Here is a 13393-nt window from a genome sequence, read left to right on the forward strand (position 1 = left end):
TAAAGGATCAGGGGTTTCGGTGGGCTGGTTCAGATTAGCTCATATATTTGTAAAGGATTGATAGAACGTTTCAAATGGCGCTTTTGGTTTATGTGTTCGGATACCCGAACGGATACCGGATAATTTTTCAAAACGGCTCAATGAAAAAATATTGACTGGAATACGGTACTTCTTTTTGTTGTAATAAAATTCTCCGAGGTCACCAGCAAGACTAAACCTTGCACTCTTGCCGATCTGCCACGTTGCCACTTTACAATCGGCTACACGCCCGCTTATTCCTCCATCAAATACAGTATGTATTTTTGCATTGGTGAAAAGGGATTTTAGCCAAGTAAATTGTTCTTTGGTCGGCAACAACCCCAATGAAGCAAATGCACTCAAACAAGGTGGATCAACCCAATTGGGGTGATAATGGCAAAAGCACAACAGATCGCTTGCGGAATGACCGATAAAAAGATGGGTGACGGATACAGGCAAGCCGTCCGTCACCAACCACATACCTTTACAGACAGGAATACGGACACCGTTTTCACTCCACTGCTCTTTGGCTAAAACCTGATTTTCCAATGTATAAGGAAACCGAATGTTATCCTCGACTATATTGATATGTGGTGCAAAGAAGTTCCGAACTTCGGGCTTCAATCGGAGAAATACCATTACCTCGCAACGGTACGGGTATAGCCCCTGCTCTCTTGTTTATCATGAAGATGTTGCGCAAGGTCTTGAACGGTTTTCTCGTTCCCTTTTTCCCTTAGCTTTTTGTCGGCCATCATCATGTCGGTCAATGCGCGGTTATACCCTTCGCTGTATCCCTCGCTCTGTGGTTCAAACCTACCTTTTAGGTTATTGATACCTCGGAAAACCAAATAAGATATACCGCCGTCCAATAGCACCGATAGGATAAGCCGTTTTCGGTCTGAACGGATGCCCTTGTTGTCCGTTGCCGAATGTTGGATTTTCGTTCCGTCTTTGAGTTCTACCACTTCACCGTTGCGGAAAGCCTCCTGTTGCTTTTCCGAAAGTTCTTCGCCGTTTACTCTGATCGGGGCCTGTACTTCGTCGGGTTCATACGCTATAAATTCCCTCGTCAAGTCGTCATATTCAATGATGACTTTCTTCTTTTTGTTGCCGTCAATCTCCTGCTCCTTGCTGACTACGTGCTGTTCTCCTGCGATCAGGGCTTTTTCCTCGTCATCGCTCAATAATGGATGCCATTGCGGTTCTCTGTAAATGGGATGTATGTTGAGCTGGACATCGCCGAGCTCATTCCGGCTAAGGGATAACTTGGCGTCGAGTTGACGGATTGCAAGCCCGTCGATGTTCAGACCTGCCATGCTCAACATATCGGTTCTTCTCCCTGCAAGCAGGGCATCGATATTCTCCGGGCTGATGCTGAACCCTCCGTCTTTGTAAAGCCCCAATTTTTCAAGTTCATTTAGGGGCATTTCATTTTCGTTGATGGGATATTTCATGATGTAATTGTTTGTTAAGTTTTATATTTTATCTTCTGATACCATAGGCAGCAACAGCTTCCTTTTCGGCATGTACCGGGCGGTGCAGGTCTTCACTTATTTTGACAGCATCGGGATGCTGTTTGGCATGGAGCAGTGAACCGTATAACCGATCAGTTTTCGATAGCGGGAAAATATTTCCGGTAGTTAAGTCTTCCACACGCATACGGCCACGTTTCAGATGACCTTGCACTTTGTAGACGGTATTGTTATAGGCAATTTCATCACCTATAGAAAGGCTGCTTTCTTTTGTCCTTTGTGGTCTTGCTTCGGCCTGTACCTCGGCCTGTACCTCGGCCTGAACATTCGCGGCTGCTTTGATTTCCCTTTTTTGCTCAAATGCCAAAAGATAATTAAGTATTTTTTCGGCATCGGCAGCGGCTGCATGTATTTCAAAGGGTGTGTCACGCAATATCTGTATCCAACTGTCCACGTAGGCAATGTGCTGGCCTGGATCATGGCCAATATTGAGTTCCTGACCTATTAGCATTGAAGCGATTTCGGCACGAAGTTCCTCACGGGCATAACCCTCCGTTCCAAAGCTGCCAATCATACTTCTGTCCAGACGATCTTTATGCCCCGTCCAATGGCCGAGCTCATGGAGCAGGGTGGCATAGTACTTATCCGATGCGTCGAATTGTTCGCGCATAGGCATGGTGATACTGTCCAGTGCCGGACTGTAATACGCTCGATCTCCTGATTTGTGGGTTATGTCCGCTCCCGAAGCCTGAATGATATTTTCTGCCCGTTGGATGGAGTCCCATTGGAATTGCTTTACGTCGGGTTTTACCAATGGTTCGATGCCATCGATCTGCTGCGCATTGAATACCCATGCGCTGGTAATGATTGCCCGGTTCAGACCTACTTTGGCTTTTACAGGCTTGCCCTGTTCATCCATAATCGGCTTCCCCTGTTCGTCTCTTTTAGTAACAAGTTCATGGGTCTTGACAAATTGGATCAGGGATGCTTTTTCTCCCTTTCGTACTTTCCAACCGTTTGTCGAAGCCTGATTGAACGTCATCCAACGCGGGTCTTCATGGTCTGACGATAACAGCGACAGGCTGTTGATACCTTTGTAACGGTTGCCTGTAATTGCATTATAGGGCAGTTCAAAAGCTGGACTGTTGCTGTTCCACGGCTTCTGCCACGGCGCTGTACCCTGTTCAAGTTTCTTGATGATGTTCTCCGCAACTATTTCATGCAGGGATTTTGAATTTTTGCTACTCATCTTCGTCCACCTCCGGGGATTCGTCGTCTGGCCATTCGTCGGCGTATTCTACGCCATAAATGGCCGCTTCCGCTGGTGTTAGTCCAATGTCTTCACCACTGGCCAGAACACTTAGTTTTTGTTGCAGTGATCTTAAATGATAGTCCATATTATTCGATGTTTAAGGATTGATCTGATTGTTCTTTTATCCTGCGTAGAAATTTCAAAGGGTCAAGGAATTTACCGTTGAATTTCACCGAAAAATGCAGGTGTTCTCCTGTCGCTCTGCCTGTGCTTCCGGTGATGGCTATAGGCTGTCCAGCTATAACTGTATCACGCGGTGAAACGAGTATATGGGAAAGATGCCCGTAAATGGTTTCTACTTCGCCATGTGCTATACGTATGTACTTGCCGAGCAACTTATGTTTTCCGGTTTCTTTAATCCGGCCGTCAAGTACATTGAAAACGGGATCGGAACGGGCGGCAAAGTCAACACCGTTATGGTGTGAAGCCTTACCGCTGATCGGGTGGATACGGTATCCGAATGGCGATGTAACCTTTAACTTGTCCAACGGTGGGCTATAGTCGAAAACCTGTCCACAAAGCATAAAGGGAACAAGCATCAACCACCCCCAAAAAAGGCTTGGTACGGCAAGTCTGTTCCGTAGATATGCGAAACGTTCGGATTTCTTCATGATGTTTTTGATTTTGTTAATGGGCTATGCCCCTTTAAAAGTCGGGCGACTATTTTCTTTTATTGTACTCCGTTGTTTCGGTTGGTGTTGGGAATTGCATGTTGTCCTGAACGGGAATAAACTGTTCGACAATTTCTTCGACCTCCCTGTTGATACGGAAAAAATTGTCCAATAGGATTTCTTCTTTTCGATCACCAAAGTCGTAATAGGTCGGCAGTTCCCGATAATTCGCTTCTTCCTTTTTGAGGGCATCCATGTCGAGATTGACACGGCAGTTTACTGCGGTGGTCTCGTATTTGCCCGTGTAGGTTTCCATAGTATCACGGGCAACGATACCGACAATTTCACCCGCTTTTAATGATGCTATCTTTCCGGCGGGTATCAGCGGTTCGAGTTTTTCGTTCAAAGAAAGCGAGGTTTTTGTACGGTCGATGCTTAGGCTTTCTCCCGTCTGCTTGACCTTGCCAAACAGACGTTCCAGCCACTCCAACGTTTCTTTGCTCCTGACCGCCCCGGACAATACATTACCCATGATAGACGTGATGGTTTCGGCCGTTTCCTTGCCGTATTGTTGGCGCAACATAGGCAACTCCTGAAGCCCCAAAACCACCCCAGAAAAATTGGATCTGCTCTGTGCCACCAATAGGTCAACACGGTGAATATAAAGGCTTGGGGCCTCATCCACAACCAAACCGATGGGTAAATTGCCTTTCGTATTGATAAGTTTGGTTACCCGATTAAGTACCACCGACAGGCAAGCGGAGTTGATGCTCTGGGTGCGCGGGTCATTGGCAAGCACCAGAACACCGGGGTGTTTGGGGTTGCTGACCTGTAGTTCAAAATCATCCGCACCGAAAACCCAAAACGTTTCTTTGGTGGCCATTCTACTGATAAAGATTTTTAGCGTTCCAACTTGCCCCTCCAACTGATCGTACGATTTCGCCTTGTAGGCAGACATGAACGGCGACAAAAGGGAACCAAGCTCTTGGTTACTGAACAGCACCGTAAAAATCTGTTCATACGACAGATTAAGAAAGGCAAGTACATGGGGCAGGCTGGAATAACGTCCATCTTGATAGCTACTGAAAAAGTAAATACAGGCGGCAAGGAAGTTGATCGCAGACTGTGTAAAGAATTGGTCGCTACCCCCGCTTTTATCTCCCTTTTTCAACGCTTCAACGAGTGCTTCGGCTGTTTCCGAAGCATCTGCGAGGGTATTAAGATACTCCCGTTTCAAGGGGTTTACCCGTCTGCTCTTTTCGGGTTCATTGAGATTGATAACGTGGAAGCTGTAATTTTTGCACCGACCGTTCTGCTTGGCAAGCAGGTAATGATAATAGGCTATTTGACCGAGATCGGGGTATTTCAGATCGTATAGGCACATGGTGAACGAATTGGACAGCATTTGGCGTATGATCGGCATAATGATCCCAAACGATTTTCCACTGCCCGGAACCCCGCAAAGAAGCAGGCCCCTAAAAATATTTTCAATTAAGATGTACCCTTTACGGACTTTTCCTTTGTAATAGAACAACGTCGGGATGTTGATCGCATACGGGCTTACGACGGGTTCGGTCGGCTGCATAAAGGATTCTTCTTCGACGTTCCAGCGATCCTTTCCCAGATTGGAGCTTATGATCTTGGATACGTTGTCTATTGCAACGTGTACCAAAATCGCGCCCGCAAAAGCACTCGTGACATAGGCGAGGTCATACCAATTGACAGATTGCCATATCGGGGCTGCTTGACGTCCCTGCAACCATAAACCCGAAAAAAGAATGAGCATCCCCAATGCTAAAGGGTAACCGATCTGTGTTTTGGGATTGAGGTCTTTTTTCTTTCGGCTCAATGTTCCGACGGAGACCAGACAGATCAGCACAAGCGTAAAGAGTTTACTGTTTATCAGTTCGGCATAGAACGGCACCCTCGAAAGTCTCTCCGCAAACAGGAACAACCCGTTATCGGTTGTTCCTGTCAAGAGGAAGCTATCTACATAGAAAAAAAGAAAGACTTCGAGGACAACGGATAGGTATATGCCAAATTGCAGGGAACGGTAAAGTCCCTGTTGCTCTTTGGTTTCCTCCATAATAATTTGATTTTCAAAGGATGGATACAGCCGACCTAAAAGGTGTCGGCTTTCAATATATCTCCGTATTTTATCTTTAGGTTAACCGTGCGTCCTGAAATCTGTTTTTCGGTGAGCGTTACCCGAAGTACCTTACTGCCGGGAAAGGTGGCCTTTTTCAGTACGAACACATTGCGGTGTCTTTTCTTAAATTCCGTCAACGGCTGGTATTGCCACAAGGGTTTAATCTCGACGGTCTGCACGTTCGTTGCTTTGGTGATCTTCTTGTCCTCAATGAAAAACCGGAGTTCATCCACATTGTAGGAAAGGTTTGAGGTATTGGTAAACGACACGTCAATAAAGATATAATCGCCCAATGTGCTGATACCGTTAAGTATAATGCCAACACCGTAGTCCCTCGTGCTTCGTATAGGATGGTGAACACTTTTTGTAAGCAGACCGAGCGCAAGGTTTTTCATATTACTACGGCTCAATCCGATCTCTGAAATTTCCAAAGGCCGGGTGTGTTCCGGTTTGATTTCCAGCATGGCCGGAATGCTCTCGTCATTAACCCATAATGGGGCGGTAAGACGGTATTGCGCCACGAAGTTATCACCCACAATGGTAACCGTTCCGAGTTCATGATCGAGGTGGTCTGTCTGCGTGGTGTCTTCATTCAATTTGATCCGCAACACGTTTTCAAGGGGCAGGTCGCCCGATACATGGTGCGAAGCGATGTCAACGTACCTAATGGGTTCGGGTGAAAGTATATGAACCGTATGGCCACGGTGCAGGCTTAGTTCGGGAAGTGTTCCTAATCGGGTATCCGTGGCCTGTTGACTGTGGGCGGAATATCCGATACAACATAAAAGGAAAAGGATAAGAAAATGATGTTTCTTTTTCATGGTGAAATCTTAAAGTGGTTTTTACTGTTTATAGTTCTGTTGGCTTTGGCGGAGTCCCTGGGGATCGATGAGGTACACCATTGTGTTGAATTTCAGTTTGGCCCTGTTCTTCCGAATATGCTTTGATACGGCGGTCGTTGTGGATTGGAACATCCGCTGAATGGCACTCATGACCAACTGGCTGTTGTTTTCGGCCTGTTGTTGCAGGGTAATTCCCTGTGTGGTGTTACCGCCAAGCTCGCGGCTAAACTCCCTGAATGCTGACGCGGGCACATACAGTCCGGGTGAGCCGTCATTGTCGTAGATTTCCAACCGGACGGGCAATATGTTGTTTTCGTGCATAATGGAAGTGATGGTAAGCAACACCCGTTGTCCTGAAAAACCGGAAATCCTTGCAAATACGTGCGTACCTTTCTTAACGATGTGCTGGCCGACCAACAGGTCATCCATAAGCCGTATCCGTAGACGGGAATCGGCATAACCCGTTATGTTTTCGTCAATGATGGCCTGTATGAAAGTATTGTCGCTTTCGGGTCGGATGGTGTTGAACACTCCCTGACCTATACCGTATTTGGAAACGGACAGACGGGGCTGGTTTTCGAGTTCTTTTTTAGCTTCCTCCATGCGTTCACGTTCCTTGCGGGCAGCTTGTTCGTCCGGGTCGTTCGCCCTTGCCATACTGTCCGCATAGGCCATCTGTTTGCGGAAAAGTTCCATCGGATCGGTCTTATCCGGTTCCGGTTTGGCAGGTTCGGGTTTTCGCTGTAATGAGGAAAGGGCCTGTTGCAATGCTCGGTCTTGGTCGTCATTTTCCGAATTTCCATTAGTGGAAACAGGTCGCTGATTTTTGAGCGCCCGTTCGATGGAATCAAGCCTGCGCTTTTCTTCCTCGTTGTAGAGTTCATCAAAACGGAATTGTTCGGCTCGTTCTTCCTGTAGCTGGCCTATTGCCGTATAGCCGTCACCACGGCGGTACTGCTCACGGTAGGCGGCAAGTTTGTCGGATAGCGCGCGGTTCTTCACGTCCTCCGATACTTCGGCAATCTGCCCCTGCAAGGGATCTCCCTCTTGCTGGGGTGTTTCTTCCTTTGCAAAACCTGTTTGGTAGACGTAAAAAAACAGGCATAGAAAAGGCAGCGCTATGAGGGGCAACACATAGCGCGGCTGTCTGAAATTGATTTTCATCTTTGTTGGATTGTATTAGGGTGAATTATGGTGTTTGTTTGCTTCGGCCAGTCGCTTTTCGAGGATCTGCATCCTGTCGATGGCACTCTCCATCAGCAGGCTGTCAGCACTGTCTAAACTGTCCTTTTGCATAAGCGTGTCAAGGACAGTACGGATTTCAAGCAGTTCCTTTAAAGCTGAAACGGTGGTAACAATACCGCCCATTCCGTCCATTAGGGGTTGTTGCATGGAAAGTTGTAAGGGTTCTTTCTTCGGTATTTCCTTTGGGAGAAAAAGAAAGCAACTGGCAGAAACGAGGATGCTTGCCACCATTACCGAAAATACCGCACGTGGCCGGGCTTCAAGAAACCGTTTGGTACGTGTGATGCTCCCATCGATGTACTTGCCAAACTCCTTATAAAAAGCTGCCCATACCGTCGTGTCGGGTGGTCGGTTAGAAGTTATTTTTTTGAACATAGGATATATCTTTGTTTTCGAGTGTTTTCCATCGGGTTATCAGTACACCGTGACCATTGTTCTCCGTACGCATTTCAAGGTCCCGTAAATAGCCCTCGGTGACCAGCGAGCGTATTACGGTAGAGCTGCGCCGATCTATGGTCTGTTTGCCATAAAACTTAAAGTATTTCTTTACCGGATCGACGTGGATGGAGTCTGTCTGGATGGTGAGCACGGAGCTGGACGAAAGCACGGAATTGAAAAATCCCTTTTCCCGTAGATTATTGTACTGCAACGCACCGGATTCATCGATCAGGTACATGGCTTTTTTCATCTGGTATTCGATAAACTTCTCGTCGGGCGCGAGCGTAAAGAACAGTGAATGAAAAAGGTTGATATGTGTACGGTATTCCACGGGCCTGTTTACCTCTACGTCGGTTTGGCTTGCGGACATGGGTACATTATTGGCATCAAGTATATACACGGACTTCCGTGCATTGCCGACCTGTTTGTAGGCAAAAAAAGATACCGCCACTACCATGAGCAGGGCGGCGATCAGGCTTGCCCCTGCAATAAAAGTGGCAAGCCTGATCTTGGCTTCGATATTTTTTATTATCATAGCATTACGTGTTTAAAGTGGTTAAAACTTGGCGATCAGCTTTCTCGCGGTACGGGCTGCGTTGGAAGCACCGCGCCCCATTGTGGCGGCAGCCGAAGTAATGCCGGATGTCGATACGATCCATGTGCTGATGCTCGGCACGGTGAGCATGGTCAGTCCTCCGATCAGGAATGTCACGATGACGATGCCAAAACTTAAAATCCCGTTGCCCGCAAACCAGCCCATCTTCTCCAATGTGTCGCCCGTGCTTTCAAGGAGTTGTTGATACCTTGTAATCTCGGCTTCCATTGCATACTGTTGGAATAGACTGGCTACGTGCATGACCAGATAGGCAATGCCCGAATACAGGTTAACGGCGATAAACCGGGCTATCCACGTACCAAAGGAGTCCCTAAAGGCAGGCAGGATACTTACGGCAACACTAAACGGGCCTAAAATGATGAGGATGGTCGAGTAGATGATCTGGATAATGAATATGATATAAACGCAGATGCGCAATACCCAGACGGCCAACGTTTCTAAGGTATAGGTCGCCAGTAGCTGTAACCCCACTTGCATACGGTTTTTAAGTTCAACGATTGGGTTCCACACCGAAGCAAAACCCTCCTTTACGGTCGAGGTGACCGCATCCCACGCCTGTCCGTACCATGTATCTGCTTCTTTTTCGGCGATCTCGGTTTCGGCCTGTATAGTGGTCAGTTGATCGGCAACGTCAACCATGAGTTTTGCACGTTGCAGGCGTAGGTTGTTAACTTCGATCTGCCCGCTGTCAAACAGGCTTTCCGTTTTGGCGGCAACGATGTCCGTGGGATACGCAAGTACGCGGGTGAACGTTCCCCACCAGATGATGACCATCACAAGCCCGAAAGGGCGTAACAAAGGCATGATTTCCATTTTTTTATCGCCCGCCATCATTTCGTATGATTTGATGGCAAAGAATATGAGCATGAAAATGGCGGCAAGGGCCTGTGCATCGGTGATGAACGTATCGAAGTGCGTCCATATCGTGTTTTTCATGCCTTTGAGAAAGTGCATAACACCCTCCTCATAGACACCGTTCCCCTGTAAAAAATTGAACGTGTCTTTAAACGAGTCCGGCACATTTACAGGATTTCCCTGCAATAAAAAACGGGGCATTAGCCCCGTCATGTTGATAAAGTCCATAAAGTAATCTGATTTTGGTTATTGGGTTCTTTTTAGGATGTCCTCTGCAATCTGTACGTCGGAACGATCCGTTGCAAACTCCGGCAGATCGGGGTTGTCACTTTGCAGGCGGTCACGGTTCTTGGCCAATAAAAGGAATTTGGTGGCATAGTTCTTTTTGGCTTCCCATGCGGACAGTAGTTTTCTATGTTCCCCAAGCAAACGGTGATAGGCCATGATACGGCTACCTCGGTCGAGCGTGGTCGTTCGGGCCGCTTCCAACCGTTCTTTGAGTTCCGCCCGTTCTTCGCCGTACCACTCCAATAGCCCTTTGTTCCGCAGATAATCCCCCACGTCCGGTGAAAGTCCGGCGAGTGGATCGCCCTCCGTTCCGTCGATAAGGTTTCCAAATTCCTTGCGGTAATACAGGAGCCATAAAGGGTCGGCATCCGTGACCAGACCGGAATAATTGAGGGCTTCGGTCACCGCCACATTTCGGATGGTATCTGCGTGTTTTTTATAGGCTTCGTCCGTCTGATGCATGGCGAGTACCATCCCCATGCGCAAGGTCTGCGGGCCTGTACCGCTCAAAGGTCGGCGGTCGGTCTTGGGGTAGTTAGGGTGCCACGCCCAGGTGAGCCAATATTGATAGTTCAGTCCCAAAAAACCTTTGGTTGGCGTAAACTTCTTTCGATCCCATTGCTTATGAACCATGCGTTCCTGTTGGTTTACGATATGTTTATCGGTCTGTCGCTTCACGTTCTGCGCCATCGTTCCCGTGGAAAATAGGAACAGCAGTAGCCAAATGATATTTATCTTTTTCATCGAAATAATTGTTTTTAAATGGTGATGAAGCTATCGGATTTATTCATCCCATTAGATGGTTTGAATAAATCATGATGGTTTCATGTTTGGTCCTTTAGTAGATAATAGTTCCGTATGATCTCGTCCGCTTTGCGTTTGTCCATGTTGATAAAGTTTCGGTATGGGTTCGCCATTTTCAGTACGCCGTTGATCTTGGCATAATACATTGACCTCTCCATACTGAATACCAATGCCCGAATTACTTTCAGTTCGAGAATGATCTTGCGCATGAGGTGGTCTCTTTTCTCGTAGTCCATCAGCACGTTTTTTCCCTCTTGTAGCACGAAGTCGGAGACTTCGGCGGCAAGGTTTATTCCCCTGTCTTTGAGCTGTCTGGCAACGTCCTCGGCAAAGAGCAGCAACCACGGTTCGCCTTTGGCGGTTTCCAACATTTTCGTACTATGGGTGGCGATGTCCTGAACAAGTCTCGAAATATGGAGCGCGGAACGGCCGGACTTCAATGCCCGATCCACTTCGGTCAATGATCGGTGGATCATGTTCTGCACCAGCACCACGGAAGAAAGATTGACGTTAATATCGTCGATCCGTCCGCAGATGTTGCCGAGCATATTGTTATGGGTCTGTTCGGAAGCGAGCCTTACCGCACCGTTTTCGTTTACGATGGCAAGATGCTTGGCATCATAGATGATCGTCACATAGCTTTGGGCGAAAGTCATCTTTGAAAGACAGATAAACAGCAGGATTATGAGTTGCTTCTTCATGGTTTAAAGTCCTCCAATTGCCTTAAAATGTTATCGACTATACGCTTGTCCTCATTGATATAACCGGAAAAAGGGTTGAGGGAATCAAGCAGCTTTTTTCGTGTCGAATAGTATAGGGTAGCCGCAAGCCCCCGTGATGCTCCTGCGATCTTCCGAAGCTCCTGCAGGACGTGTCCGTAAAGTATTCTCCTGTCACTTGCTTTCATCTGATTGAGATCGCCGATACTGATAAAAAGTCCGGTCAGGTAGCGTGCGAGCTGCACGGCTTTTTCTGCCATATCTTTTTCTGCATCGATGGCAAGCAAAAGAAATTCGGGGTGTGTGGATACAATGCCTACAATCCTTTTTTGTTGGTTTATGATCTCCGTGACAATTGGCGCGGATTCCAGCCCCATACTAAGCCCCTGCAATGCTGTTCCCAAAACCTGAAAACGGCTGTGCAACTGCCGATAGCGGGTTTTGAGTTTTGCCGTTTCCTCCCGGTTTACTTCCTCGTTGGCCGAGGTAATGGCCTGTCTGTTTCTTGCGGTGATCTGGCGGTCGTATTCATCTTTGCTGTGTTCGACTAATTGGTGGAGCAGTTCCACATTGAGCTGTGCGTTTGCTCTGGTCAAAGCGATGACCAAAAGCAAGAGGGTTAGGATAAAGTATCTCATCGTTTGAGCAATTTTGAATTACGGATAATGTCATCGGCAATCTGTTTATCGATATTGATAAAACCTGCGTATGGATTAAGGGAGTTAAGGATACCGCGCTGTTTCGCCCAATACATACTTCTGTGCATCCCAAAGGCTACGCCCCGCAGGATGGTCAGTTCCGTACGTATCCGGTTGAGCAGTTTTGCCCGTTCGCCCGCATCCATCAGGTTATCCTTTCCACCTTTCAGCACAAAAGCGCTTACCTCGGCAGATAGGTTCGTGGCCCGTGTCTTAAATTCCCTTGCGCCCGCTTCGGCAAATAACAGGAGTACCGGATTTCCGCTTGCGATGTTCATTGCTTTTTCCACATCATTAACGATGTCAAGGGAAATACTGGCAATGTCCTTTACGGTGAGCAGTGAACGGACAACGCCGGATACTTCGCTTAACCCTTTGTAAATCTTATCCTGCAAATCGTTCACGATCAGGAGCTGGCCCGTGACGGCGAGCTGTCCACGCTGGATAAGCGTGAGATTGTCGTTCACGTTGTTGAGTTGGCTGTTCATCACTCCGGCATGGACGCCCGTTGCGGCTGCGACGGCGGGGTCGATGTAAATCTGGGCATGGGCTGTTAACCAGAGCAGGTAACAACCGAGAAATGACATGATTTTTATTAGCATAATTTTTGATACATTTTGGTGAGTGGAATAATCGGTGATCGGAAAAGGCCATTTCAAAAAACAGTTAAATTTTGTATTTTTGTGAAAAGGGGTTATTGATATGCAGAGCCAAAAATTAAACAGTTTGCAATTAGAGTTGCTTAAAGTCTACTCGTTTGAACCGAGCAAGGAAGATTTGCTTGTGATAAAGGATTTTCTTGCCAAGCATTTTTCGGACAAGCTCTTGAAAAACGTACAGCACGCTATCGAGGAAAAAAACATTACCGAAGATGATCTTGACAGTTGGGTGAATGAATAAACTGCGACTTGTACTCGATACCAATATTTTCCTTGTATCATTGGCCGTACACTCCAAATACCATTGGATATACAAAGCATTGATAGGCAAGAAATTTGATTTGGTTGTTTCCAATGAAATTTTGACCGAATATCAGGAACAGGTCTCCATTCGCTATGGTCTTGATTATACAGATGCTTCCCTTGAATACCTTTTACTGTTGCCAAACGTGATACTTACCAATCCATCTTTTTTATGGCAGTTGGTAGAAAACGATAAGGACTATAATAAATTTGTGGACACCTATATCGCAAGCCAATCGGATTTCATCGTCAGCAATGACCGCCATATCCATCAGATAAAGGACAATATTTTCCCCCAGATCAATGTTCTGCGTTATGAGGAGTTTGAAAACTCCTACAAATCCATATTCACAACTTAATCCGT

17 protein-coding genes are annotated in these 13393 nt (G+C 47.0%); 2 read left to right on the forward strand and 15 right to left on the reverse strand.

Annotated elements, in window-relative coordinates:
* Positions 1-39: 39 nt before the first annotated feature.
* From BC792_RS10160 to BC792_RS10225, 15 genes are all read right to left on the reverse strand, one after another.
* A complete protein-coding gene (locus tag BC792_RS10160; RefSeq protein WP_148908897.1) occupies positions 40-567 on the reverse strand; it encodes a hypothetical protein in 528 nt (175 codons plus the stop codon).
* Between the two features lie 89 nt (positions 568-656).
* On the reverse strand, positions 657-1472 hold the full coding sequence (locus tag BC792_RS10165; RefSeq protein WP_148908898.1) for a DUF4099 domain-containing protein: 816 nt from the start codon (positions 1470-1472) through the stop codon (positions 657-659).
* A 28-nt stretch (positions 1473-1500) separates the two neighbouring features.
* Positions 1501-2739: an ArdC family protein gene (locus tag BC792_RS10170; RefSeq protein WP_148908899.1), complete on the reverse strand. Its 1239-nt coding sequence runs from the start codon at positions 2737-2739 to the stop codon at positions 1501-1503.
* On the reverse strand, positions 2732-2887 hold the full coding sequence (locus BC792_RS18340; RefSeq protein ID WP_157739352.1) for a hypothetical protein: 156 nt from the start codon (positions 2885-2887) through the stop codon (positions 2732-2734). The genes BC792_RS10170 and BC792_RS18340 overlap by 8 nt, the downstream gene beginning before the upstream one ends.
* A 1-nt stretch (position 2888) precedes the next feature.
* A complete protein-coding gene (locus BC792_RS10175) occupies positions 2889-3413 on the reverse strand; it encodes a M23 family metallopeptidase (protein WP_148908900.1) in 525 nt (174 codons plus the stop codon).
* 49 nt (positions 3414-3462) lie between these two features.
* On the reverse strand, positions 3463-5499 hold the full coding sequence (locus BC792_RS10180; protein ID WP_148908901.1) for a type IV secretory system conjugative DNA transfer family protein: 2037 nt from the start codon (positions 5497-5499) through the stop codon (positions 3463-3465).
* A 35-nt stretch (positions 5500-5534) separates the two neighbouring features.
* On the reverse strand, positions 5535-6383 hold the full coding sequence (traN, locus tag BC792_RS10185) for a conjugative transposon protein TraN (protein WP_148908902.1): 849 nt from the start codon (positions 6381-6383) through the stop codon (positions 5535-5537).
* 21 nt (positions 6384-6404) lie between these two features.
* Positions 6405-7568, reverse strand: coding sequence for a conjugative transposon protein TraM (gene traM, locus BC792_RS10190; protein WP_148908903.1), 1164 nt, complete (start codon positions 7566-7568; stop codon positions 6405-6407).
* Positions 7569-7583: 15 nt separating this feature from the next.
* On the reverse strand, positions 7584-8024 hold the full coding sequence (locus tag BC792_RS10195; protein ID WP_148908904.1) for a hypothetical protein: 441 nt from the start codon (positions 8022-8024) through the stop codon (positions 7584-7586).
* The gene (gene traK / locus BC792_RS10200) at positions 8002-8622 is read right to left on the reverse strand and encodes a conjugative transposon protein TraK (protein WP_148908905.1); all 621 of its coding nucleotides are present in this window, start codon (positions 8620-8622) and stop codon (positions 8002-8004) included. Before traK ends, BC792_RS10195 begins: the two co-directional genes overlap by 23 nt.
* 21 nt (positions 8623-8643) lie before the next feature.
* Positions 8644-9786 (reverse strand): TraJ family protein, encoded by a 1143-nt coding sequence (locus tag BC792_RS10205; protein WP_246154976.1) that lies wholly within the window; start codon positions 9784-9786, stop codon positions 8644-8646.
* A gap of 18 nt (positions 9787-9804) precedes the next feature.
* Positions 9805-10590, reverse strand: a complete 786-nt coding sequence (locus BC792_RS10210; RefSeq protein ID WP_148908906.1) for a hypothetical protein — start codon at positions 10588-10590, stop codon at positions 9805-9807.
* 80 nt (positions 10591-10670) lie between these two features.
* Positions 10671-11351 (reverse strand): hypothetical protein, encoded by a 681-nt coding sequence (locus BC792_RS10215; protein ID WP_148908907.1) that lies wholly within the window; start codon positions 11349-11351, stop codon positions 10671-10673.
* On the reverse strand, positions 11348-12007 hold the full coding sequence (locus BC792_RS10220; RefSeq protein WP_148908908.1) for a hypothetical protein: 660 nt from the start codon (positions 12005-12007) through the stop codon (positions 11348-11350). Before BC792_RS10220 ends, BC792_RS10215 begins: the two co-directional genes overlap by 4 nt.
* Positions 12004-12654 carry a hypothetical protein gene (locus BC792_RS10225; protein ID WP_148908909.1) on the reverse strand — a complete coding sequence of 217 codons (651 nt, stop codon included), beginning with the start codon at positions 12652-12654 and terminating at the stop codon, positions 12004-12006. The genes BC792_RS10220 and BC792_RS10225 overlap by 4 nt, the downstream gene beginning before the upstream one ends.
* A gap of 115 nt (positions 12655-12769) precedes the next feature.
* Here BC792_RS10225 and BC792_RS10230 point away from each other — a divergent pair, with 115 nt between their 5' ends.
* Positions 12770-12967, forward strand: a complete 198-nt coding sequence (locus BC792_RS10230; protein ID WP_148908910.1) for a hypothetical protein — start codon at positions 12770-12772, stop codon at positions 12965-12967.
* A complete protein-coding gene (locus tag BC792_RS10235; protein WP_148908911.1) occupies positions 12960-13388 on the forward strand; it encodes a putative toxin-antitoxin system toxin component, PIN family in 429 nt (142 codons plus the stop codon). The genes BC792_RS10230 and BC792_RS10235 overlap by 8 nt, the downstream gene beginning before the upstream one ends.
* Positions 13389-13393: the final 5 nt, after the last annotated feature.

This window comes from Sphingobacterium allocomposti (genome assembly GCF_008124885.1).
Taxonomy (GTDB): Bacteria; Bacteroidota; Bacteroidia; order Sphingobacteriales; family Sphingobacteriaceae; genus Sphingobacterium; species Sphingobacterium allocomposti.